The organism is Pseudokineococcus marinus (genome assembly GCF_013004605.1).
Classification (GTDB): Bacteria; Actinomycetota; Actinomycetes; order Actinomycetales; family Quadrisphaeraceae; genus Pseudokineococcus; species Pseudokineococcus marinus.
This window is the reverse complement of record NZ_JABEMA010000019.1, coordinates 1-23121: the sequence shown is the minus strand read 5'-3', so window position 1 is coordinate 23121 and position 23121 is coordinate 1. Positions and strand designations below refer to the sequence as shown.

Annotated in this window: 17 protein-coding genes; 3 read left to right on the top strand and 14 right to left on the bottom strand. The window is 75.2% G+C overall.

What is annotated here, in order from left to right:
• On the bottom strand, window positions 1–1946 hold a 1946-nt coding region (locus HLB09_RS03030; RefSeq protein WP_171201932.1), incomplete at its 3' end, for a DUF5107 domain-containing protein.
• 94 nt (window positions 1947–2040) lie between these two features.
• Here HLB09_RS03030 and HLB09_RS03025 point away from each other — a divergent pair.
• On the top strand, window positions 2041–2934 hold the full coding sequence (locus HLB09_RS03025) for an AraC family transcriptional regulator (protein ID WP_212770472.1): 894 nt from the start codon (window positions 2041–2043) through the stop codon (window positions 2932–2934).
• Window positions 2935–2947: 13 nt separating this feature from the next.
• On the opposite strand, the gene HLB09_RS03020 is transcribed toward HLB09_RS03025, so the two are convergent.
• From HLB09_RS03020 to HLB09_RS02995, 6 genes are all read right to left on the bottom strand, one after another.
• The gene (locus tag HLB09_RS03020) at window positions 2948–4237 is read right to left on the bottom strand and encodes a YyaL domain-containing protein (protein ID WP_171201931.1); all 1290 of its coding nucleotides are present in this window, start codon (window positions 4235–4237) and stop codon (window positions 2948–2950) included.
• Window positions 4238–4380: 143 nt separating this feature from the next.
• Window positions 4381–6021 carry a beta-N-acetylhexosaminidase gene (locus HLB09_RS03015; RefSeq protein WP_171201930.1) on the bottom strand — a complete coding sequence of 547 codons (1641 nt, stop codon included), beginning with the start codon at window positions 6019–6021 and terminating at the stop codon, window positions 4381–4383.
• Window positions 6022–6030: 9 nt separating this feature from the next.
• A complete protein-coding gene (locus tag HLB09_RS03010; protein ID WP_409372974.1) occupies window positions 6031–6891 on the bottom strand; it encodes a carbohydrate ABC transporter permease in 861 nt (286 codons plus the stop codon).
• 44 nt (window positions 6892–6935) lie between these two features.
• A complete protein-coding gene (locus HLB09_RS03005; RefSeq protein ID WP_171201929.1) occupies window positions 6936–7796 on the bottom strand; it encodes a carbohydrate ABC transporter permease in 861 nt (286 codons plus the stop codon).
• A gap of 180 nt (window positions 7797–7976) precedes the next feature.
• Window positions 7977–9308 carry an extracellular solute-binding protein gene (locus HLB09_RS03000; RefSeq protein WP_171201928.1) on the bottom strand — a complete coding sequence of 444 codons (1332 nt, stop codon included), beginning with the start codon at window positions 9306–9308 and terminating at the stop codon, window positions 7977–7979.
• Between the two features lie 86 nt (window positions 9309–9394).
• Window positions 9395–10576: an ROK family transcriptional regulator gene (locus tag HLB09_RS02995; RefSeq protein ID WP_171201927.1), complete on the bottom strand. Its 1182-nt coding sequence runs from the start codon at window positions 10574–10576 to the stop codon at window positions 9395–9397.
• A gap of 338 nt (window positions 10577–10914) precedes the next feature.
• On the opposite strand from HLB09_RS02995, the gene HLB09_RS02990 reads away from it, so the two are divergent.
• Together HLB09_RS02990 and HLB09_RS02985 are read left to right on the top strand one after the other, a co-directional pair.
• Window positions 10915–11832, top strand: a complete 918-nt coding sequence (locus tag HLB09_RS02990; RefSeq protein WP_322790002.1) for an ROK family protein — start codon at window positions 10915–10917, stop codon at window positions 11830–11832.
• A gap of 120 nt (window positions 11833–11952) precedes the next feature.
• The gene (locus HLB09_RS02985) at window positions 11953–15252 is read left to right on the top strand and encodes a discoidin domain-containing protein (RefSeq protein WP_212770470.1); all 3300 of its coding nucleotides are present in this window, start codon (window positions 11953–11955) and stop codon (window positions 15250–15252) included.
• Between the two features lie 120 nt (window positions 15253–15372).
• On the opposite strand, the gene HLB09_RS02980 is transcribed toward HLB09_RS02985, so the two are convergent.
• From HLB09_RS02980 to HLB09_RS02950, 7 genes are all read right to left on the bottom strand, one after another.
• Window positions 15373–17154, bottom strand: a complete 1782-nt coding sequence (locus tag HLB09_RS02980; protein ID WP_212770469.1) for a hypothetical protein — start codon at window positions 17152–17154, stop codon at window positions 15373–15375.
• Window positions 17155–17294: 140 nt separating this feature from the next.
• Entirely contained in the window at window positions 17295–18083 is a 789-nt protein-coding gene (locus HLB09_RS02975) for an endonuclease/exonuclease/phosphatase family protein (protein WP_171201925.1), read from the bottom strand.
• A 246-nt stretch (window positions 18084–18329) separates the two neighbouring features.
• A complete protein-coding gene (locus HLB09_RS02970) occupies window positions 18330–19343 on the bottom strand; it encodes an ArsA family ATPase (RefSeq protein ID WP_171201933.1) in 1014 nt (337 codons plus the stop codon).
• Entirely contained in the window at window positions 19337–19609 is a 273-nt protein-coding gene (locus HLB09_RS02965; RefSeq protein ID WP_171201924.1) for a cory-CC-star protein, read from the bottom strand. The genes HLB09_RS02970 and HLB09_RS02965 overlap by 7 nt, the downstream gene beginning before the upstream one ends.
• The gene (locus tag HLB09_RS19710) at window positions 19606–21312 is read right to left on the bottom strand and encodes a carbon starvation CstA family protein (RefSeq protein WP_171201923.1); all 1707 of its coding nucleotides are present in this window, start codon (window positions 21310–21312) and stop codon (window positions 19606–19608) included. Before HLB09_RS19710 ends, HLB09_RS02965 begins: the two co-directional genes overlap by 4 nt.
• 142 nt (window positions 21313–21454) lie before the next feature.
• Window positions 21455–22468 carry a serine/threonine-protein kinase gene (locus HLB09_RS02955; protein ID WP_171201922.1) on the bottom strand — a complete coding sequence of 338 codons (1014 nt, stop codon included), beginning with the start codon at window positions 22466–22468 and terminating at the stop codon, window positions 21455–21457.
• Window positions 22469–22587: 119 nt separating this feature from the next.
• The coding region (locus HLB09_RS02950; RefSeq protein ID WP_171201921.1) for a TetR/AcrR family transcriptional regulator at window positions 22588–23121 on the bottom strand (534 nt) is incomplete at its 5' end.

Here is a 23121-nt window from a genome sequence, read left to right as displayed (position 1 = left end):
CTCTGCAGGTGCTCGGGCTCGCTGCGCGCGACGTCGTCCAGCCGGTGCAGCGCCTGCGCGTGCCGCCCCGCGGCGGCGTCGAGGCGGGCCATGCGGTAGCCCGCGGCCGCCCGCCACGGGCGCGCCCACGACGCCGCGGCGAAGGCGTCGTAGGCCTCCGGCGCGGTCCCGCGGGCCTCGAGCACCACGCCCAGCAGGTAGGCGGCGCTCGTGTCGGCCGGGTGGGCGTTCCAGCGGGTCTGGCGGGCCAGGGCCGCGCGGAGCAGCTCCTCGGCCCGCGCCAGCAGCCCGCGGGACAGAGCGGTGCGGCCCAGCGACACGAGGCTCGGGACGTGGCGGGGGTCGACCTCGAGGGCCCGGCGCCAGTAGGGCTCCGGGTCTCGCGTCGCGTGGCGGTACTGCTCGAGGTGGGCGCCGACGAGCCACAGCTCCTCGGCCGTGGCGAGGTCGGCGGGCACCGGAGGCTCGGTGGCGGCCACGAGCGGCTCGGCGGGCCGCGCCACCTGCGCCTCCCAGCGCACGAGGACCTCCCTGGCCCGGCGCACCTCGACGACCGCGGCGGCGGCGCCGTCGGGCAGGGCGAGGTCGAGGAGGGCCGGTGAGCCGGGGCCGGCGTGCTGGTGGGCGGAGGCCAGCTCGGCGCCGTCGTCACCGAGGACCGTGATGACGCACGGCTCGTCGCCGGGCGCGAAGGCGGCCAGGCCGACCCGCAGCGCGCCGTCGAGGACGTCCACGCGCAGGGCCGCCGCCGTGGTGGCGGCGTGCGCCGGGCCGATGTCCTGCACCGGCGCCCACGTCTGGGAGAAGACCTTCGTCTCGCCCGGCGCGAGGTGGGAGAAGTCGGGCTGGTTGGTGGTGAAGACCCCGGCCATGAGCTCGACGTAGTGGGCGCCGTCGTCGGAGAGGTTGGCGTCCCACGCGTGCCCGAAGGGCGCGTCGCCCCACGTCCACTGCTTCTTGCCGACGGCGACGGCCGGGTCGGCCACGTGCACGAAGCCCGCGCGCGCCGCGTGGTCGTAGCCGCCGAAGAAGCCCTCGCGGCTGCCGACGGCCATGTACGACGTCGGCACGGGGATGTTGCGGTACCAGTCGAGCCGGTCACCGCGGACCTCGGTGCCGTCGGCCGCCACGGCGACGTCGTCGTGGCGGGCCGGGTAGTCGACGCCGTAGTAGCGGCTGTCCGCGGCGGGGAAGGCGGTGACGGCGCGCTCGGCGTGGTCGGCCACGGCCTCGACGTCGCGGGGGAAGAACGACTGGTAGTCGTCGTGGACCCGCGCCGCGACGTTGGCCCACCACAGGAAGGTCTGCGGCAGCTCGCTGCGGTTGTGCAGGCGGGCGTGGACCTCGAGCACCGCGGCGTCCGGGAGCAGGCGGACGCCGTGTATGCCCTTCATGCGCGCGAAGGGGTCGTGGTCGGAGCACCAGGCCGTCACCGAGCCGTCGTCGTGGTGCTCGAGCTCGCAGTCGGTGGGCAGGTAGGTGGCGGGCCGGTGGTGCTGGGGCCAGTTGAACTCGACCCCGCCGGCGACCCAGGGGCCGGCCAGCCCGACGAGGGCCGGCTTGACCACCGGGTTGGCGTAGAAGAAGTCGTAGCCGTCCGACCCCTCGCCGCGGCGGGTGAGGTCGCGGGCCACGTGGACGCGCCCGCCCAGCTCGGGCAGGAGGACGACGCGCAGCCAGTCGTTCTCCAGGTGCACGGCGTCCCACGCGTGCGGCACCGGCTCGGCGGCGACGCGGTCGTGGAAGGGCAGCGGGTACACGCGCCCCGAGGAGCCCTGGTAGACGCGCCGGTCGAGGTAGGCCGGCAGGACGTCGGGCGCCGCCGGGTGGTACGTCGGGAGGACGAGGGGTGCGCGCCAGGCGGCGACGCGGGCGCTCGCGAGGTGCTCGGGCCGAGCGGGCAGCGACAGCTGCGACGGGGGGCGCGGCGACTCGTCATCGAGCATGGCGCGGACGCTAGGCGCGCTCGCGGCGCCGCCACCATGCAGCATCCCGCGACAGGGGCTGGACGAAACGACGACCTGCCGCCACGCTGGCGCCGTGCTGCTCCGCGACGGCTTCCCCGGCCAGCGGCTGCGCGTCCTTCCCCGGCCCGTCGTGGCGGCCGCCCTGCGGCAGCCGGTCACGGCGGACGTCGTCGTCACCGACGCCGGCTACTTCCCCCGGGCGGCGCAGCATGGCCGCTCACGCGCCTCGGGCGCGGATGAAGCCGTCGTCATCGTCTGCACCAGCGGCCGGGGCTCCTGCGCCACCGCGTCCGGCGAGCTGGCCGTCCGCGCGGGCCAGGCGCTCGTCATCCCGCCGCGCGCCCGCCACGCCTACCGCGCCAGCCCGGCCGACCCCTGGACGATCTGGTGGGCGCACGTCACCGGCGCCCGGGCGGGCGCGCCCGTGGCGCTCGTCTGCCCGGACGGCGCCCCCCGGGTCGTCGACCTCCACGAGCCCCTGCGCACGCAGTCCCTGGTCGACGAGGCCATCACGCTCCTCGAGCGCGACGAGACGCGCGCGAGCCTCCTCGCGGCCTCCGGCGTCGGGTGGGCGCTGCTGACCCAGCTGGCGGCCGACGCCGTCGCCGGCGGGCGCGCCCCCGTGGAGCCGGTGCGGCAGGCGCAGGAGCACCTGCGGCGCCACCTCGAGCAGCCCGTGCGCGTGCCCGAGCTGGCGAGGGCGGCCGGCCTGTCGACGTCGCACTTCTCGGCGCTCTTCCGCGCCGCCACCGGCGGCGGCGTGCTCGAGTACGCCAAGCGGCTGCGCATGGCGCGCGCCTGCGAGCTGCTCATCACCTCGACCCGCACGGTCGCCGAGGTGGCGAGCGCCGTCGGCTACGAGGACCCCTTCTACTTCTCCCGCCAGTTCCGCGCCGTCCACGGCTGCAGCCCCCTGCGGTACCGCGCGGAGCACGGGCACGGGCACGGGGGCGCCGAGCCCGTCTGACGCGGCGGCCGCCTCAGAAGCCCAGCTGGAACGGGTTGGCCCGCTGCGCGGCCAGCAGGTACCAGGCCGTCGCCCCGGTGTGCAGGCTCGCGTAGTAGAGGTCGCCGAAGCCCGAGTCGAGCCCGTCGCTCGACGCCGAGACGACGCCCCGCCCGTCGCCGGTGGGGATGCTCGCCTGCGCCTCGACGATCTCGGCGAGCAGCCGGCGCTGGCGGACGTCGTCGCGGGCGGCTCCGCGCTCCTGCAGGGCGAGCGCGAGCTGCGCTGTCCCCTCGAACCAGACCTTGGTGACGTCGGCGTTGCTGAAGCTCGACCCCTCGTACCGGCCGTCCGTCGCCATGAGGTTGTCGAGCACCCACTGGACCGCCGGGCCGTAGCGGTCGTCGAGCGTCGCGAGGTAAGCCCACGTCTGGCCGTCGGCCGGGATGGGGTAGTAGTTCGTCGTCGTCCCGTCGGGGTTCGTGCCGGTCCACAGGTGGCCGTCCTCGGCCTGCATGGCCACGAGGAACGAGCGGGCGACGTCGGCCCGCGCGGTCCAGACGGCGTCGCCGGTGAGCGTCGCCAGCATGGTGAAGAAGGCGCTGATGTCGATGTTGTGCTCGGTCGCCTTGAAGGTGAAGGGGACGTCGTCGGCGCTGCGGCCGCCCGTGTAGCCGTACGGCGCCCGCGCGAGGTCCTCGGTGTTCTCCTGCAGCCACGTCGCGAGGCGCAGCGCGCCGTCGAGGAAGCGCTGCTCGCCCGTGGCGGCGTGGAGGTGGCACATCGCCATGCCGACCCAGGCCTGGTTGCCGCTGTAGGCGGCGGGGGAGCCGATGTACGGCGTCCCGTCGCCCGTGATGAAGGGGTTCGGCTGGTACGAGGCGCGGGTGCGGCCGTCGCCGATCGGGTCGTTGGCCTGCGCGTAGAGCAGGGCGTCGCCGAGGAGGACGGCGCGCCCGCGGTGGTCGGCCGAGCCGCTGGCGAGCCACGCCATGATCATCAGGGCGTCGTCGTAGGCGAAGGACGAGACGAAGTCGAAGGTCGGGGTCTGGAAGAAGCCGCCCGTGTAGCTGCGTGGCACCCGCAGCTCGTCGCCGGACCCGTACTGGTCGAGCTTCTCGGCGAGGAAGGCGAAGGCCCCGGCGACCGAGGACGTCGTCGCCCCCGCGTAGGAGCGCGCGGGTGCTGCGGTGGCGGGAGCGGCGCCGGCCAGGGCAGCGGCGGCGCCGGCCCCGCCGAGAGCGCCGAGGAGGACGCCGCGTCGGCTGAGGGGGGCGCCGGAACCGGTGGTGCGGCGGGACGAGGGGCGGGGGGAGACGGGCATGTCTGGTCCTTCCGGGGAAGCCCGGGCAGCGGTGCCCGGGCGGGTCGGGGTGAGGTGGTGCAGACGTGCGCGAGCGGCCGAGGGCGTGCGGGATCGCCCGCCGCACCCTCGACCACGGGGTGCGGCGGGAGGTGCGGCGTCTCTCAGGGGGTCGAGATGCTCTCCACGAGCTCGGCGATGTGCGCCGCGCGCTCCTCGTGGCTCATGGGGCGGCCGACGACGCCGGGGCGCTCCTGCCAGGGCAGCGGGCCCGAGTCGCGGCGGTACTCGACGCCGACGGCGTCGAGCCGCTCCAGGTGCGCGTCCAGGCGCCGCTGGAAGTCGTCGAGGTCGCGCTCGCCGTCCGCCCACAGCACCTCGGCGACGGCGCACAGGCGCGGGAACACGAGGTAGTCGACGGTGCGCGGGGAGTCGGCGTGCTCGGTCCAGATGTTCGCCTGGCCGCCGAGGACGTGGCGCGCCTCCTCGGGCGACAGCTGCGGCGGCACCGGCTCGAAGGAGGTGTAGACGTCCTCGACCGTCAGCGGCGTCGCCACGGGGATCGGCTCGTTCGGCATCTCGGACTGCCGGTAGTCGAGGTAGACGAGGTCGTCGGGGCACGCGACGACGTCGTGCCCGCGGCGCGCCGCCGTCACGGCGCCGGCCATGCCGCGCCACGAGGCGACGGTCGCCGTCGGCGCCAGCTCGCCCTCGAGGATCTCGTCCCACCCGAAGGACCGGCGCCCGCGCGCGGTGAGGTGGTCGTCGAGGCGGCGCATGAACCACGTCTGCAGGTCGGCCTCGCGCTCCACGCCCAGCTCGCGCATGCGCTCCTGGGTGCGCGGGTCGGTGCGCCACTGGTCGCGCGGGCACTCGTCACCGCCGATGCCGATGAAGGTCGAGGGGAAGAGCTCCATCACCTCGTCGAGGACGTCGGTGAAGAAGTCGACGGTCGACTCCTCCATGTTGAGGACGTTGGGGTCGATGCCCCAGCGGGTGAACACGTCGAGCTGCTCGCCCGTGACGCCGAGCTCGGGGTAGGCGGCCAGCGCGGCCTGGACGTGGCCCGGCGTCTCGATCTCGGGGACGACGGTGATGCCCCGTGCCGCCGCGTAGGCGACGACCTCGCGGACGTCGTCCTGCGTGTAGTAGCCGCCGTGGGGTCGCCCGTCGGACGGGGACTCCTCCGACGCGCCGACCTGGGTCTCGCGGCGCCAGGCGCCGACCTCGGTGAGCCGCGGGTACTTGCGGATCTCGATGCGCCAGCCCTGGTCCTCGGTGAGGTGCCAGTGCAGCGTGTTGAGGCGGTGCATCGCCATGAGGTCGATGAAGCGCAGCACGTCGTGCTTGGGCATGAAGTGCCGGGCCACGTCGAGCATCACCCCGCGCCAGCCGAAGCGGGGGGCGTCGCGCACCTCGACGGCGGGCAGGGCCCAGCGCTCGCCGGTGACGGCCGCGCGCCGGTGGACGGTCGGCGGCAGCAGCTGGAGCAGCGCCTGGCAGCCGTAGAAGACGCCGGCGCGGTCCCCGCCGCGCACGACGGCGCCGTCCGGGCCCGTGCTCAGCGTGTAGGCCTCCGGGCCGAGGTCGGCGTCGAGCGCGAGGCGGATGGCGGCGTCGTCTCCGCCCTCCCGCAGCGGCAGGCCCGTCGCGGGGCGCAGGGCCGCCTGCAGCAGGGCGAGGACGTCGGAGAGCTCGTCCGGCGCGGCGACGCGGGTGCCGGCGTCGAGCACGAGCTCGCCGTCCCCGGTCGTGAGGTGCTGCGGGCGGGGGAGGAGGGCGGGGGACTGCGGGGTGGTCTGCACGGGGACGGCCTAGCCCTTCACGGCCCCGGCGGACATGCCGGAGACGAGGTTGCGCTGGATGATGAGGAAGAAGATGACGACGGGCAGCGAGAAGAGCAGCGACGCGGCCATCTGCCCGCCGAAGTCGGTGCCCGTGTTGGGGTTCGAGAAGGACGCGAGCCAGACGGGCAGCGTGTAGCGGCTCTGGTCCTGCATGAACGTGTAGGCGAAGAGGTAGTCGTTCCACGCCGCGATGAAGGCGAAGATGCTCGTGGCGATGACGCCGGGCGCCACGAGCGGGAAGAGGATCCGCACGAGCACCTGCCAGGTGCTGGCGCCGTCGATCCGGGCGGCCTCCTCCACCTCGACGGGGATGGCGACGAAGAAGCCGCGCATGACCCAGATCGAGAAGGGCAGCACCGTGGCGACGTAGGCCAGGACGAGGGCGACGTAGCTGCCGAGCAGGCCCGTCGTGTTGAAGACCACGAACATCGGGATGAGCAGCGCCGTCGCGGGCAGCATCTGCACCGCCAGGATGACGACCATGATCGCGCGGCGGCCGCGGAAGCGGAACCGCGAGACGGCCGCCGCGGCGAAGATGCCGAGCACGACGGCGACGACGAGCGTCGCCCCGACCACGACGACGCTGTTGAGCAGGTTCTGCAGGAAGCCCGACTGCGTCACCGCGGTGGTGAAGTTGCTCACCGTCGGCTCCGAGGGCCAGAAGCGCGGGGTGGCGCTGAGGACCTCCGAGCGCGGCTTGAACGCCGTGTTGACCATCCAGTAGACGGGGAAGAGCCAGACGACGCAGAAGACCAGCGCCAGGGAGTTGGCGACGGCGCGGCCGCGGCGGCGGCGCCTGCTGCGGGACGCCGGCGCCCGCACGGGCAGGGTGCCCGTCGGCGCGGCGGGGGGCGCGGCGGTCGAGGGCGTCGTCACAGGTCTTCTCCCGAGCGCAGCAGGTTGCGGATGTAGACCGCCGTGAGGCCCAGCAGGAGCAGCGTCGTCACCACGGAGATGGCGGCGCCCTGGCCGACCTCGAAGCCCACGAAGGCGGTCTGGTAGGTGAAGACGCCGAGGGTCGACGTCGCGCCGTCGGGGCCACCGCGCGAGACGAGCCAGATCTGGTTGAAGACGTTGTAGTCCCAGATGATCGACAGGATCGTCACGAGCAGGAGCGTCGGCTTGAGGAAGGTCAGCGTGACCTCGCGGTAGACGCGCAGCTCGCCCGCGCCGTCGAGGCGCGCGGCCTCCTGGTGCTCGCCCGGCACCTGCGTCTCGGCGGCGTTGAGCGTGAGCGCGATGAAGGGCACCGCCTGCCAGACGATGAGCAGCCAGATCACCGTGTAGGCGAGCGCCGGGCTCTGCGTCCAGTCCGTCTGCGTCATGTCGCCGAAGACCCTCAGCTGCGTGAGCAGCCAGTTGACGACCCCGTACCCCGGCTGGAAGAGCCAGTTCCACACGAGCGAGGACGCGACGTTCGGCATCGCCCACGCGAGGATGAGCACCACGGTGACGAGGAAGCGCACCCCCCGGTCGAGCCGGGTGAGCAGGTGCGAGACCGCCATCCCGATGACGACGCTGCCGGCGACCATCGCCGCCGTGAAGAGGACCGTGCGCACGAGGGACGCCCAGAAGTCGCCGTCCTGCAGCAGCGCGGCGTACTGGGCGAGGCCCACGCCCTCGTAGGCGCCCGTGAAGAGGGTCCGCTGGTCGTAGTCGGTGAACGAGGTGAAGACGAGGAAGACGATCGGCGCCAGGGTGATGGCGACGAGCACGACGCCGGCGGGCGCCATGAGCCACAGCGGCGCCAGGTCGCGACGGCGCCGCCGCGCCGGGCCGGGGGCCCGGTCCCCCCGCCCGGCGGCGGGCGGGGGGACCGGGACGCGGCCGGCGTCCGTCTCAGCGAGCGCGGACCCGTCGCTCTCGGGCGCGGTCGCGCGGTCGTCGGGGGTCCGAGGAGCCGCTCGCACGTGTCACTGCCCCTCGTTCAGCACGGACTCGAGGTGGTCGTCGAAGTCGGCAGCGGCCTGCTCCGGCGTCTTCGAGCCGCTGGCGACGGAGGTGAAGAGCTCGTTGACGCTCTGGTCGCCCTCGAGGGTCGGCCAGCTCGCCGCGGCCGGCGTGGCGCGCGAGCGGAGGGAGGCGGCGAAGTAGCCCTCGTCGACCGGGCTCAGGCCGGTCGCCTGGGCCGCCTCGACGGCCTCGGTGCTGTTGGGGATCCAGCCCTGCTCGCCGAAGACGTACTCGTCCTGGATCTCCGGGCTCGCGGCGATGCTCACCCACTCCAGCGCCAGGTCGGGCTGGTCGGTGCGGGCGGCGACGCCCCAGACGGAGCCGCCGAGGAAGACCGGCTGCGCCTCCCCGGAGGTGCCCGGGAAGGGGAAGGTGCCGAGGTCGTCCTCGGTGATGTCGGGGTTCGCCGAGGTGATCATGTCGATCGAGCTGCTCGTCGCGATGATCGCCGAGGTCTGGCCGTCGGCGAAGATCTGCGTCTGGTCCGGCGAGAGCACGTCGAGGGTCTGCGAGGCGCCGGTGGAGTAGGTGTTCTGGAAGTCCTTGAACTGCTGCAGGCCCTGCTGGCTCTCCGGGCTGCTCATCTGCCCGGTCCACGTGCCGTCCTCGTCGGTGGCCATCTCGCCGCCCGCGTCCCACACCCACTGCAGGCCCGCGTACCACTGGCCGGCCGGGTAGTAGAAGGGCGCGAAGCCCGTGGTGCCGCCGTTCGCCGCGGCGACGGCGTCGAGCGCGCTCGTCAGCTCCTCGTACGTCGTGGGCGGCTCCGTGACGCCGGCGTCGGCCCACATCGTCGTGTTGTAGATGACGGTGCGGGTGCCCGCGAAGCCCGGGACGGCGTACAGCGTGCCGTCGATCGTGGCCGGGTCCTCCAGGCCCGCGAGCCAGGTGCGGCCCGCGCGGAGGTCGTCGGCGTAGGACGACAGGTCGAGCAGCGCGCCGTTGGCGGCGTAGCCGGGGACCTGCGTGTTGCCGAGGTCGAGGACGTCGGGCGGCGTCGACGTCGACAGCGCGGTGCTGACCTTCGTCGTGATGCCGTCCCACTGCTGGACCTGGACGTCGACCTCGGCGCCCGTCTCCTCGGTGAACCGCTCGTTGATCGCGTCGAGGGTCGGCTCGGTGTAGTCGCCGTCCATGACCCAGACGGTGAGGGTCTCGCCCTCGCCGTCGGCGCCGCCGATGCTCGCCGGGGCCCCCGAGGCGCCCGACGACCCGGAGCTGCCGCAGGCGCTCAGCGCCAGCAGGGCCGTGATGCCGAGGGCACCGGCGGTGGTGGTGCGCGCGTGTCGCATGGGGACTCCTTCGTCTGCGGTGCTCGTCGGGTGCGGGTGCGGGTGCGGGTGCGGGTGCGGGTGCGGGTGCGGTGCGGGCGGAACGGTCAGGAGGGGGCGTGCGCCGCGTCCGCGGCGACGACGGCCCCGAGCAGCGCGGCGCGGTGGCCGAGCTCGCCGGTGAGCAGGGCCAGCCGTCCGGCGGTGCGGGGCTTGGTGCTGCGCTCGACGGCGTCGCGCACGGCCCGGGTGAGGTGGTCCCCGCCCGCCGCGAGGTCGCCGCCGACGACGACCGCCTGGGGGGCGAGGACGTTGCAGAGGTCGGCGACGGTCTTGCCGATGGCAGTGCCGGCGTCGGTGACGGCGCGCACGGCCCCGCGGTCGCCGGCGGCCACGAGCGCCGCCACGTCCTCGTGCGTGCGCACGTGGGGGTGCACGACCTGCAGCGCCGCGATGACGGGCCCGGAGGCCGCGACCGTCTCGAGGCAGCCGCGGTTGCCGCAGACGCACAGGTCGCCGGGCTCGCTGACCTGCACGTGGCCGAGCTCGCCGACGCCGCCGTGGGCCCCGCGGTAGAGCCGACCGGCGAGGACGAGCCCGACGCCGATGCCCGTGGACGCCTTGACGAGCACGACGTCGTCGAGGCCGCGCGCGGCGCCGAAGGCCCGCTCGCCGAGGGCGCACAGGTCGGCGTCGTTCTCCAGGCGCGTCGGCAGGCCCGTCGCGCGCTCGAGCTCCTGCCCCAGGTCGAGCTCGCGCCACCGGGGTCGGCGGTCGGAGACGACCGCGCCGTTCGTCGGGTCGACGACGCCGGGGACGGCGGCGACGAGCTGCTCCACGCGCCGGCGGTCCACCCCGTCCGCGGCGAGCAGGCGCTCGACGAGGCCGGCGGCGTGCGCGAGGGCCGCGCTGCCGTCGTCGTCCGGCCCGGCCAGCGCCGGCGCCTCGCCGACCTCGGCGAGGACGGCCCCGTCCGCGTCGCAGACCGCCGCGCGGACGACGTCGAGGCTGAGGTCCATCGCGACGACGAGCCGGCGGTCGCGGACGGCCCGCACGAGGCGCCCCGGGCGCCCCCGTCGGCCGCTGGTGCGGTCGTCACCGCCCTCGACGACGAGCCCGGCGTCCGCCAGCTCGGTGACGAGGCTCGACACCGTGGTGCCCGAGAGCGCCGTGAGGCGGGCCAGCTCGGCCCGGCTCACGTCGCCGTGCTCGCGCAGGGCGGCGAGCAGGCGCTCGCGGTTCGCCAGGCGCAGGGCGCCGAGGCCCCGGGCGGTCGTGGCGGTGGACATGCCGGAACCCTGGGGGCGCCGGTGAGTTCCGTCAATACCTTTCGCCGAAGTGGTCCGCCGTCTCACGTGACAATGTCATTACTCCGGAGTACGTGCTTATTCGGCGGCCGCGAGCCACAGTGTGACGTCGCGCGAGGAGGTATCGGACGGGGTCTCGCCTTATCGGCGGGTCGTCTGCGATGCTCGCGCCCGACGGGCCGCGTCCGGCGTCCCGCGGCGACGGGAGGTGCTGCGTGGCGCACGCCGCTCCCCGTCCGACGGGTGCGGGACAGGTCGCCGGCCTCGGGGCCGTCCGCGGACGGGGCCGGTCGAGGGCCGAGCCCGACTCCGTCGTCGCCGTGGACGTCGGGGGCACGGGCCTCAAGGGGGCGCGCTTCTCGCTCGACGGGGCCGTCCTCGAGCGCCGCACCCTGCCCACGCCCGTCGCGCAGGGTCCGGGGGCGGTGCTGGACGCCGTCGCCGCGCTCGCCGCCGGGCTCACCGCCCCGACCACCTGCGCCGTCGGCATCGGCTGCCCGGGACTGCTCGACACCGGCGCGGGCGTCGTCCGCTACGCGCCCAACCTCGGCCTGCGGGACGCGCCCCTCGTCGAGGCCGTGCGGCGGCGGACCGAGCTGCCGGTCGTCCTCGAGCACGACGTCCGGGCGGCCTGCCTGGCGGAGGGGCGGCTGGGAGCTGCTCCCGGCGCCCGTGACCTGCTGCTCGTCGTGCTCGGCACGGGCATCGCGGCCGGCCTCGTCGTCGGCGGCGTCCCGGTCGTCGGGGCGACCGGCGCCGCCGGCGAGCTCGGGCACCTCCCGGTGGTGCCGGGCGGCGAGCCGTGCACCTGCGGCCAGCGCGGCTGCCTCGAGGTCTACTCCTCCGCCGGGGGCCTGGTGCGCCGCTACCGCGCCGCGGGAGGGGACGCCGACGTGACGACCGCCGCCGAGCTCGCGGCGCGCCTGCCCGGCGACGCGCTCGCGGCCCGGCTCTGGGGCGAGGGAGCGCGAGCGCTCGCGACGGCGCTCGTCACGAGCACCCTCCTGCTGGACCCCTCGCTCGTCGTCCTCGCGGGCGGTCTCAGCGGCGCGGGGGAGCGGCTCTCGCGCCCCGTCGAGGCCGCCCTCGCCGAGGGGCTCGCCTGGCGACCCCCTCCGCCGGTCGTCATCTCCCCGCTCGGCGGCCGGGCCGGCCTGGTCGGCGCCGCGCTGCGCGCCGTGGACCTGCACGGCGGCGGGTCGGGCGCCTGGGCGCCCGCGGTGGCCGCGGCCTCCTGAGCGCCGGGCGTCCGCTCGACCCACCGGCCTCCCCAGCGGCGGCTCCCGGGGCGTCCTCGCCCCTCCTCGCGAGGAGGACGGCCTCTTGACCCGCTCCCCGGAGCCTTCTACCGTCGCTGCATGACAACGATGTCAGCGCGACGACGGTCCTTCACCACGGCCCTGCGACCTCTGCTCGTCCTCGGCGTGACCTCGGCGGTGTGCGTGAGCCCGCTCGCGCCGGTCGCCGGCGCCCAGCCCCGGGCCACGCCGGAGGTCCAGGCGTCGGGGGCTCAGGCGTCGGGGGCTCAGGTGCCGGGCCCGGGGGCCGGCACCACGACCCTCCCCGGCGCCGTGGCGCCGCCCTCGCCGGCCACCGCCCGCGCCGTGGCCGAGGACCCGGCGGCGCAGGCCTACTACGCGGCGCTCCTGCGCCACACCCGGTGGTCGGAGACGCAGTGGGACGAGGCGGCGGGCGTCTACCGCTCCGCCGACTTCAGCTTCGCCGTCGTGCTCGGCAACGCCGTCCTGCTCACCCGCGGCGAGTACGACGCCGAGGTGGCGGGCGTGGAGGAGGACGTGCTCCGGGAGCGGACGCTCGCGACCATCCGCCACTACGCCGCCTCGAACCGGCTGGCGGGCGGCGCCCAGTGGGGCGACCGGCTGTTCTGGGACAGCACCTTCCAGTCCTACTTCACGCTGGCCGCGCACCTGATGTGGCCCGAGCTCGACCAGGAGACGCGCGACCACGTCGACGCCATCACGAGCGGCCAGGCCGAGCGCACCACCGCGCTGGGGACGGCCGACGACCCGAGGTCGGGCTCGTGGACGCCGAACGGGCTCACCGGCGGCTTCCGGGGCGACACGAAGCTCGAGGAGATGGGCGTCTACGCCCAGTCGCTGGCGCCCGGCATCGCCTGGGGCCAGGACGAGGCGGGCGCCGCGGACTGGCGCGCGGCCTTCGGGACGTGGAGCCGCAACGAGTCCGGCCTGCCGGCCGCCGACCGGGCCGACCCGGCGCTCGTCGACGGCGTGCCCGTCAGCGAGAACACGGCGCACAACATCCACGACACCTTCGCCGTGGAGAACCACGGCTCCTTCGGGCCGCACTACCAGGAGGAGCTCTGGCGGACGTCGGGGCGCAACGCCGTCCACCTCCTGCTCGCGGGGGCGCCGCTGCCGGAGGTGCTGACGTCGCAGCCGAACGGCGAGGAGCTGTGGCGCACCATCCTCGGCGTCATGAGCGACGCCGGCGAGCCGCTCATGCCGATGGTCGACGACCGCGAGCACCTGTACGGCCGCGACGTCATCCCGCTCGCCTTCCTCGCCCAGGTCCAGGGCGACCGCTACGCCGCCGCGGCCGAGCGGGCGCTCGCCGAGCGGCTCGAGGCCTACCAGGCCTACGCGCCGGCCGACCGTCTGACGAAGTTCTCCGGCGAGCCGAAGTACGAGCCCGAGGCCCGCGCGGAGGTCGCCATCAGCTACCTCCTGCACGAGTGGCGGGCGTCCGCCGGTGACCAGGGGGAGCCCGCGTCCATGGACGAGCTCTTCGCCGCCGCGGCCGGCACCACCGACCACGGCGACGACGTCGGCCTCCTCGCGCAGCAGTCGCCGGCGGCGTGGGCCGGCTCGGTGAGCAAGCCCGGGTACGCGAAGTTCGCCTGGCAGCCCGGCCACGACGACTGGCTCTTCGACGTCGGCGGGAAGACGCCCTCCCTCCTCCCGAGCACCGGCCAGGCGGTGGAGGAGCGGCACGCCGTCGCGTACTCCGCGCTGCGGGACGGCTTCGACGGGACGGCGAGCCTCCTCACGACCGACGGCGGCCGGGCGGGCATGACCACCCTGCCCACCGGCACGGTCGTGTACGCCACCTCGGGCACGGGCGAGGACGAGGGACGCCTGCGCGTCCACAACCTCACCATGCCGGGCATGCCCGGCCTCGACGGCGACCGGACCTACACGACCGCGGAGGGCGAGACGACGCTCGAGGCGACCGACGTCTCCTCCGTCGTCCCGCCGAGCGGCGTCGCCCGCGTCGACCGCTTCGACCTGGCGCCGACGACGGCCCGGTACGTGCGGATGCAGGGGGTGACGGGCGACCCGACGTACGGGTACTCCCTCTTCGAGCTCGAGGCGGGCGCCGGGGAGGACAACGCGGCGCTGGGCGCCCCCGTCACCGCCTCCTCGGCCGACGGGTCGCGGCCTCCGTCGACCGTCACCGACGGCGACTACAGCACCCGCTGGGCCGTCTCCCGGGCCGAGCGCTCCCGCGGCGACTCGTGGGTGACGGCCGACCTCGGCGAGCCGACCGCCCTCGACCACGTGACCCTCTACTGGGAGTCGGCGGCCGGTCGCGCCTACCGCGTCCAGACGTCGTCGGACGGGCGGACGTGGACCGACGTCGCCACCTACGGCCTCGACCAGGTCGACAGCGACGGCGGCTGGCTCGCCGTCGACGACGAGGCGGGCCTCGTGGTCCGCGGCTCGGACAACCCCATCACCGTCCGCGCCGACCAGGTGGTGCTCTCGGACGGTCCCGCGGCCGGCAGCGCCGGCATGGTCGTCGAGGGGTACGCGGGCGCGGACGCCGAGCGCACCGCCGAGCTGGCGGCCCGCCCGGCCGTGACGACGTCGAGCGAGGCCCTCGCCGCCAGTGACGCCGACGGCTACCTCAGCCTCTTCAACCTCAGCGACGCGGACGCGGCGGGCGTCGTCCAGGTGCCCGCGGCGGCCGACGGGTCGGTCGCCGTCTACGCCGGGGTGCAGACGACGGGCGACGGCGGGACGGCGTACGAGACCTCCGTCCCGGCCGCGACGTCGGCCGTCCGCGCACCGCGCTTCACCGTGGCCGCCGCCCGGGGCGGGGCGCTGCCCGACGGGCTGCTCCTGTCCGTCGGCGACGGCCAGCACCTGGTCGTCACCGCGCCCGCCGGCGGCCGCCCCGTGCAGCTGCGCGTCACCCAGGCGGGCACCGACGAGGAGGCGCGGCTCACCGTCCCGGCGGGGCGGTCGCGGGAGCTGGCCCTGAGGTCGGGCGCGGCGTACCCGCTGGACGACCTGGCGCTCGGTCGGACGACGTTCCCGACGAGCCCGCTGCCCGAGGGGATGAGCGACCCGGGGCTGGCCGTCGACGGTGACGACGCGACGACCTGGCGTCCCGGCCCGTCGGCGTCCCGGATGGTCGTCGACCTCGGCGAGGTGCAGCGCCTGGACGAGCTCGTCCTCCAGTGGGCCTCGCGGGCGCCGGCCGGGGTGGAGGTGTCCACGAGCACGGACGGCCTCACCTACACGCGGGTGGCCGCCGGCCTCGTCGGCGGTGGCCTGGGCGGGAGGACGAACGAGGTGCCCGTCGACGGGTCCGCGCGCTACGTCGCGGTGAGCCTCCCGTCCGCCGGGTCCGACGGCGCGGCCCTGGCCTCGCTGGAGGTCCGCGCCGGCTGAGGTCGACCGCCTCGGCGTCGCGGGGCCGGCCCGGACCTGCTGCGGCGGGTCCGGGCCGGCGTCGTGCGACGCCCCAGGTCCCGGGCGCCTCGAGGCCGGTGGACCGCGCGGGCGGCCGCCTCAGGCCGTCTGCGCGGCGCGCCCCTGCGGGTCGTCGACGCCGTGCTCGGCGAGCACCCGGGCGGCGTGGGCCTTCTGCAGCCGCAGGGCGGAGTAGGCCGCCGCGAAGTAGACGACCGTGCCGACCCCCGAGACCCACCAGAAGGCCGAGCGGTTCGCCTCGTAGGTCGCGAGGTCGGGGCTCGCGAAGAGGACGACGAGCCCCATGGCGAGGATGACGGCGAGATCGACGACCCACACCACCCTCAGCACCCGGGTGAGCGGTCGGCGGTCGGTCGTGTCGAGGTCCGTGGGCGCGGCCTCGGCCTGCTCGTCGTGCAGCGCGGAGACCCGCTCGTGCCACACGCGGTCGACCTCCGCGCCCTCCGGGTAGCTCTCCTTCGCGCCCATCCGCCCCGCGAGGACGACGTAGAGGACCGCCGCGAGCAGGAACGCCGGCACGAAGGCGAAGTACTCGGGCATGAGGCCGGTGACGACCGCCGTGGCCGCGAGCGCGAGCGTGATGCCCCAGGCGAGCAGCGCGGGGGCGTTGGTGACCCCCTTGTAGCGGGCCCACGACGTCGTCATGCCGAGGCGCGGCAGCAGCCAGTGCTCGGCGAAGATGACGGCCCCGACGGGCACGATGGTGATGCCCGCGTAGGTCACGAGGCTCAGGTAGCCGCGGTAGACGAAGGGGAAGACGCTCGCGACGAGCACGATGACGCCGATGTAGAGGGTCATCCGCCGGCGGGTGACCGAGGGGAAGGCGCCCTGGCCCGCCAGCCCGGAGCGGTAGAGGTTGGCGTTGGCGGTGGTCCAGCCGCCGACGACGACCACGACGAGCCCCGCGTACCCGAGGGCCTCGAACGCCACCGAGCCCGGGTCGATGACCGTGATGCTCGTGCCGACGATCGCGGCCGCGGCCGCGCCCATGAAGCCCGCGGCGATCCACGCCATGTAGTGGCCGAGGAACATGCCGAACGCCGACATGTAGCCGTACCAGCTCTTCCGGGCGTAGCGGAGCAGGGACATGTCGACGAGGCCGGTGTGGGCGAAGCTGTTCGCCGCCCAGCTGTAGCCGATGATCCCGAGCAGGGTGATGCCCTCGGCGCCGTCGGGCGTCTGGCCCGTGAAGATCGAGCTCTCGCCGATCTCGATGAACTGCCCCCAGCTGCTGAGCACCGTCGAGCCGGTGACCTCGGAGGCGACCAGCGGCACCAGGGCCATGCCCCCCGTGGCGAACATGACCATCAGCCACGGGGCGCAGGTGCTGGCGAACTCGGCGAGGGCGTTGAACCCGAAGGCGGCCACGAGGACGGCGACGGAGCCGAAGACGAGCGCCAGGACGATGAACCCGACGCTCGTCGGGAACGCCTGGTCCTGCGGCGGGAAGTCGAGGACGACGCCGAAGGCCGTGGCCGACACCGTGATCATGGCCGCCGAGATCACGGCGAAGATGACGGCGTTGACGCCGTTGAAGAGCTTCGACGTCACGCCGCCGGCGACCCGGCTGAGGTAGGTGTAGACGCTCATCCGCGTCTGCACCGCGATGGGTGCGGTGAGGAAGCGGAAGCTCAGGACCGCCAGGAGGTTCCCGACCGCGAGGCCGATGAGGACGTCGACGAAGCTCGCGCCGAGGATGACGAAGGTCGCCCCGAAGACGAACTCCGTGCCGGCGATGTTCTCGGCGGAGTAGAGCCCGGCGAAGTGCCCCGGCCCGTGCAGCTCGTGCTTGCCGGCCGGCAGCTGCTCGGCGTCCAGGCGCCGCACCTGCTGGTCGACCTCGCTGGTCGTCGCTGACATGTCGTACCCCCGTCGCCGTCGATCCGGGCCCCTGGTGAGGGTCTGCCCGGAAAGCGGCGTCCCCTGCGCGCACGCTCGTCCGGTGCGGGGGAGGTGTCAACCGGAGACGCGCTGCCGCAGGAGCCGGGCGAGCCGGCGGCTCAGCCGCGGCGACGACTGGTCACGAGCAGGGCGTCGTGGTCGGTGTACGTCATCGGCAGGACCTCCGTGGACGTCGGCACCAGGGAGGACAGCGTGCCGGCCACCTGCTGGATGCCGGGCAGCTGCTCGGCCGCGGCGTCACTGCGCGACCAGGCGCCCGTCGGAGCGCAGTCCGTCCGGCGGTTGAGGTCACCCGCGACCAGCACGGCGCGACGGACGCCCTGCGCGGCCATGACGTCCGAGAGCTCGGCGCACTGGGCGTCCTGGTTGGCCTGGTCCTCCGGAGTCCCCGCCACCGCGAGGTGGGTCGTGCAGGCGACGAGGTCGTCCGTGGTGGTCACGCACAGCCAGCGCCGCTCCTCGGACCCGCGCTGGGAGGAGAAGGCGGCCTCCTCGCGGTCGACCTGGGGCTCGCGGGTCAGCACGGCGTTGCCGAAGACGCCGCGGCCACCGGGAGTGCGGCACTCGAGGGGGCCACCGCGGTAGACGACGGTCGTGAAGGCGACCTCGTAGCCGGTGTCCCGCCCGATGCGCTCGACGTCGCCGCTGCACGCCTCGTTGAGCGACACGGCGTCCGGGGCTGTGGCGGCCACCTGCTCGACCGCCTCGTCGACCACCGAGGGGTGCTCCGTGCCGGGGAAGCACCCGGCGTACCCGGACAGGCACAGGTTCATCTGCAGGAGCGACGCCTCGTCGCGAGGGTCCGCGGACGCGGCCGGGGCGGTCGCCGCGACGGTGGCGAGGGCGAGGACGCCGGAGAGGGCGGCGAGGGGGCGAGATGTCCACATGGTGACGATGGTCGGAGAGGTGCGGTGACGAGCGGGTGCGCAGGGAGCGACGAGTGGATGTCCGTCCTGCGTCACCGGGCCCGCCGGTCCACCCGGCGGCCTCCCCTGGCGCGCCGTCCCTGAGCGGCCGCTGACGGCGGCGGTCAGCTCTCGGGGCGGAAGAAGGCTACGAAGTCCGGAGCCAGGGTCTCGCCGGACGGAAGAAGGCTACGAAGTCCGTCTCGGGGGGCCGTGGAGGCGGAGGAGCTACGACGTCCGGGGAGGACGGGCGGGGGCGCGGGTGAGGAGGTCCGCGACGGCGCCCAGCGCGTCCTCGCCGACGACCTCCTCCGCCAGCAGCGGCAGCTCGACGAGCGGCACGCCGGGCAGCCGGTCGCGCAGGTGCGCCAGGTGCCCCTCCTCCTGCGCCCGTCGCCGCGCGAGCAGCTCGCCGGCGTCGGCAGGCGAGCGCTTGTTGACGACGAGCGCCCCGACGGCGACGCCGGTGCGCTCCAGCTGGGCGTGCAGCTCGAGCGTCTCCAGCACGGGCAGCCGCTCGGCCGCGAGCACGACGGCGAAGACCGTGCGCTCCTCGTCGGTGAGCAGGTCCCGCAGGTGGGTGAAGCGGGCGCGCCGGCGCAGCAGCACGCGGCGGATCTCGGCGTCGCGGTCGGTCCTGCGGTCGCGTGGCCGGCCGCCGCCGAGCACGCCGGCGGCCTCCTCGTCCTCCGCCCCGAGCGCCCGCAGCGCCGCGCCGAAGCGCGACGAGCGCTCCTGGCGGCGCAGCAGCCCCTCGGTCCAGGCGGACATCGTCTCCGGCAGCGCCATGAGCCGCGCCGTGTGCCCCGACGGCGCGGTGTCGAGGACGACGAGGTCGTGCGGGGCGTCCTCCACCACCTCGGCGAGCCGCTCGAGCACGGCGGCCTCGTGCGTGCCCGGAGCGTCGCGGGCCAGGGCCAGGTGCCGGTCGACCTCGCCGGCCAGGTGCTCGGGCATGAGCCGGCGCATCGTCCGCGCGACGGCCCGCAGGTGCTCCTCCGCCGTCCGCGCGGGGTCGACCTCCAGGCCGTCGAGCCCGTCGGCGAGACGGACGACGCCGTCACCGACGCGGCGCCGCCACAGGTGGCCGAGGTTGTGCGCCGGGTCGGTCGAGACCACGAGCACGCTCCGCCCGGCGCGGGCCTGCGCGAGCGCGAGGGCCGAGGCGACCGTCGTCTTGCCGACCCCGCCCTTGCCGCCGACGACCACCACCCGCCGGTCGGCGGCGAGGTCGGTCAGCAGCACGACATCGAGTCCAGCGGGCTGCGCTCCATGCCCATGCGCCGGTGCCAGTCGTGGAAGCGGTCGTAGACGGCGGGGAGCAGCTCGAGGGTGTGGGCGGCCACGGGGTTCGGGACCCCGAGCGCGTCCGCGAGGACGACGACCATGAAGAGGTCGTCCTCGTCGCGCCGCGCCCGCGCGAAGGTGCGGCGGTACGGCGCCACGTAGAACTCCCGCAGCCCGGCCGCCACCGCGCGCAGCCGGCCCGGTGCGCGCCCGACCGTCACCGCTCGGTGGTGTCGGCCGCCGGGACGCGGCGGTCGTCCTCGTCGGTCTCGACCGGACCGGTGCGCGCCCGCGACATCGCGACGCCGGCCTCGACGACGACCCACAGCGCGGCCACGATGATGACGAGGTCGAGGCCGAGAAGCAGCCAGTTGCCGGTGGAGTAGAAGGTCCCCACCTGGACGACCGCTGCGAAGACCGACATGACGAGCACGAAGACCAGCGGCACGAGCACGGGCAGCACCGGCCGCCGCTTGCGCATGAGGATCACCGCGACGATCGAGAGGGTCAGCCCGGCCAGGAGCTGGTTCGTCGTCCCGAACAGAGGCCAGATGAGCATGCCGCCCGAGCCGTCGGCCCCGGCGCCGAAGGCCAGGCCCATGCCGACGACGAGGACGACGAGGGTCGCCACGCCCTTGCCGACGCGCCGGCCGACGAGGTCGGCGACCTCCTGGACGACGAAGCGCTGCAGGCGGACGCCCGTGTCCATCGTCGTCGCGGCGAAGAGCACGGCCATCGTGGCGAGGATGGTCGCCGACAGCGACGGCGGGATGCCGAGGCCCGTGTTGACGATGGTGCTCCCGCCCTCGACGAAGGCTGCGACGCCGCCCTGGCCGAAGGCGGAGTAGACGGCCTCCCAGTCGGCGAGGGTCCGGTAGCCGGCGGTGGCGGCGATGATCGCGCCGAGAGCCAGCATCCCCTCGCCGACGGCCCCGAAGTAGCCGACGAAGCGGGCGTCGGTCTCCCGGTCGAGCTGCTTGGAGCTCGTGCCCGACGAGACCATGCCGTGGAAGCCGGAGATCGCGCCGCACGCGATGGTGACGAACAGTAGCGGCACGATGCTCGGCGTGCCCTCCGGCACGGCGGTGTTGACGGCCGGCGCGACGATGCTCGGCGAGGCGATCGCGACGGCGGCGTAGAGGATGCCCAGACCGATGAAGAGCTGGAGCCCGTTGATGTAGTCACGCGGCTGCAGCAGCATCCACACCGGCAGCAGCGACGCGACGCCGGCGTAGAGGAAGAGCACGAGGACCCAGAAGGCCGCGGGGGACAGGCCGAGGACGCTGTCGGGCAGGACGACGGGCACGCGGTCGCCGACGAGGATGAGCCCGTAGAGCGCCAGGACGCCGATGACCGAGACGGCCGGCAGGTTGAGCCTGCCGCGGTAGATGGCCTGGCCCACGAGGAGCGCGACGACGATGGCGCCCCACACGGGGATGACCGACGTCGGGGTGCTCACGAGCAGCCCGGAGATGACGACGGCGAAGGCCGCGTTGACCATGAGCAGCAGCAGGAAGACGACGACGAGGAAGAGGTTGCGGCCGCGGGCGCCGATGTAGCGGCCCGACAGCGTGCCGATCGACTGCCCGCGGTTGCGCACCGACGCCCACAGCGCGCCGAGGTCGTGCATGCCCGCGAAGAAGACGGTGCCGATGGTCACCCACAGGAAGGCCGGCAGCCAGCCCCAGATGACGGCGATGGCGGGCCCGACGATGGGCGCCGCCCCGGCCACCGAGGTGAAGTGGTGCCCCCACAGCACGTACTTGTTCGTCGGCACGTAGTCGACGCCGTCGGCCATCTCGTGGGCGGGCGTCGGCGCGGTGGGGCTGAGCTTGTAGACGCGCGTGGCGAGGTGCTTGGAGTACAGGGCGTACCCCGTCAGGACCATGGCGATGCCGATCACGGCGAGCACGAGGGAGTTCACGGCGCTCCAGTCTTCGTCGACGGACGACCGATGTGCGCGGGACCTCCCCCGATGGGGGTGAGCGCACCGATGTGGGCGGAAGGGTAGCGCCGAGGCGTGGCTGGTCGCCCGGGAGGCTCGCGCGCCCGCCGCGGGCGCAGGCTCACGTCGTCGGGCGGGCGCGGCCCAGCTCGGCGCTCCGGAAGCGCCGGGTGCCGTACGCCTCCAGGTCCCCGGTGGCCCGGGCCAGGCGCTCGAGGCTGAAGAGCGGCGGCTGGAGACCGGCCTCGAGGTGCTGCTGCACGGAGGGGGGCAGCTCGACGGAGGAGTCGGCGCGGCGCGCCACGAGGTGGGCGACCGACTCGGCCTCCCACTCCTCGACGTCGTGCTCGACGCCGCTGCGGTCGGGCCACCACAGCGGGTCCGGCGTGCCGAGGTGGCCGCACAGCACGTGCGCGGCGGCGTGGAGGAGGGCGACGAGGCGCCGGCGCGGCTCGAGCCCGTCGGCGAGGACGACCTCGTAGCGCAGCGGCACCCGCTCGACGACGGTCTGCTGGCGCCCACCGCGGGCGACGCGCTCGCGGCGCAGGGGACGGCCGCCGGTGACGGCGCGCACCGAGCCGGCCTGCTGGGAGCCGAGGCGCCCGGTGCGCACGCCCACGCCCAGGCCGACGAGGTTGTCGACGAGGCGGTCGAGCCGTGCGGTGAGGGCGGGCTCGCCGGTAGCGGCCACGGCGGCCCCGGGGTCGGTGACCTCGAGGGGGAGCGGGGGCGCCCCCTCGAGCGGCTCCGTGCCCGTGACGTCGAACACGAACGTCACCGGCCCGCGCGGGGCGAGGACGACGAGGGGCTGGGCGTCGGCGCGCACGACCCGCCGGTGCCGCTCGCGCCAGCGCGCGGCGGTCAGCACGTGCGTCGCGCCCGGCCGCTGGACGTCGACGAGCACGGCGTTGAGGGGCGACAGGTGGCGGGAGGAGCCGACGGCGCGCAGGAGGTCGGCGTACTGGGACGCCGTCCGGTACCGCTGGGCGCCGCGGACCAGGTCGTCCACCGACTGCCGCGCCTGGTCGGCGCTCGACGCCGCCGACGGCTCCTCCGCGAGGCTCAGCTCGAGCTGGCCCTCGAGGTCCAGCTCGAGGGACCCCTGCCCGAAGAGGCCCGGCGCGCCGCTGCTCACCCGCGGATGCTGGCACGCCGCACCGACGGGCCGAGCGGGTGCCCGCGGCGGGGGCTGTGGACGGAGCCGCTGACGACGCGGTGAGGCGGTGCTCACCACCGTGCGGGGAGGGGCGGGGCTCACCGGGCGGGTGGCCGCAGCCCCTGGAGCACGACGTCGACGTAGCGCGCGGACGGCGACGCACGTCCCGGTCCGGCGCCCACCGCCCGGGCGAGGCCGCAGAGCAGGCGTCGCACGTCGTCGGCGTCGACGTCCTCGCGGACCAGCCCGGCGGCGCGGTCGCGCTCGAGCACCGCGTCGAGGCCGGCGCGGAGCCGGTCGAGGAGCGCCGCGGTGTCCGAGCACGTCGCGGCGGGCTCGGCGAGGACGGCGGCGAGCGCCGGGTCGGTGAGCTGCGCGCGCAGGGCCCGCCGCAGCAGGTCGGCCAGGCTCCCGCCCGGGCGCTCGTCCCCGGTCGCCCGGTCGACCGCCGCGACGAGCTCCTCGAGGGCGTCGACGCCGAGCGCCTCGAGGAGCACCTGCTGGGTGGGGAAGTGGCGGTAGACCGTGCCGACGCCGACACCGGCCTCCCGGGCCAGGGCGTTCATCGCGAGGCCGCCCGAGCCCCCGGGCCCGGCCAGCTGGCGGGCGGCGGCCGCGAGGACGCGCGCCCG

Coding starts and splice junctions, on each gene's coding strand:
- HLB09_RS03020 (WP_171201931.1), bottom strand. CDS start 4,237: ATGCCCGTCTCCCCCCGCCCCTCGTCCCGCCGCACCACCGGTTCCGGC.
- HLB09_RS03000 (WP_171201928.1), bottom strand. CDS start 9,308: ATGCGACACGCGCGCACCACCACCGCCGGTGCCCTCGGCATCACGGCC.
- HLB09_RS02975 (WP_171201925.1), bottom strand. CDS start 18,083: ATGTGGACATCTCGCCCCCTCGCCGCCCTCTCCGGCGTCCTCGCCCTC.
- HLB09_RS03005 (WP_171201929.1), bottom strand. CDS start 7,796: ATGGCGCCCGCCGGCGTCGTGCTCGTCGCCATCACCCTGGCGCCGATC.
- HLB09_RS02985 (WP_212770470.1), top strand. CDS start 11,953: ATGACAACGATGTCAGCGCGACGACGGTCCTTCACCACGGCCCTGCGA.
- HLB09_RS02995 (WP_171201927.1), bottom strand. CDS start 10,576: ATGTCCACCGCCACGACCGCCCGGGGCCTCGGCGCCCTGCGCCTGGCG.
- HLB09_RS02980 (WP_212770469.1), bottom strand. CDS start 17,154: ATGTCAGCGACGACCAGCGAGGTCGACCAGCAGGTGCGGCGCCTGGAC.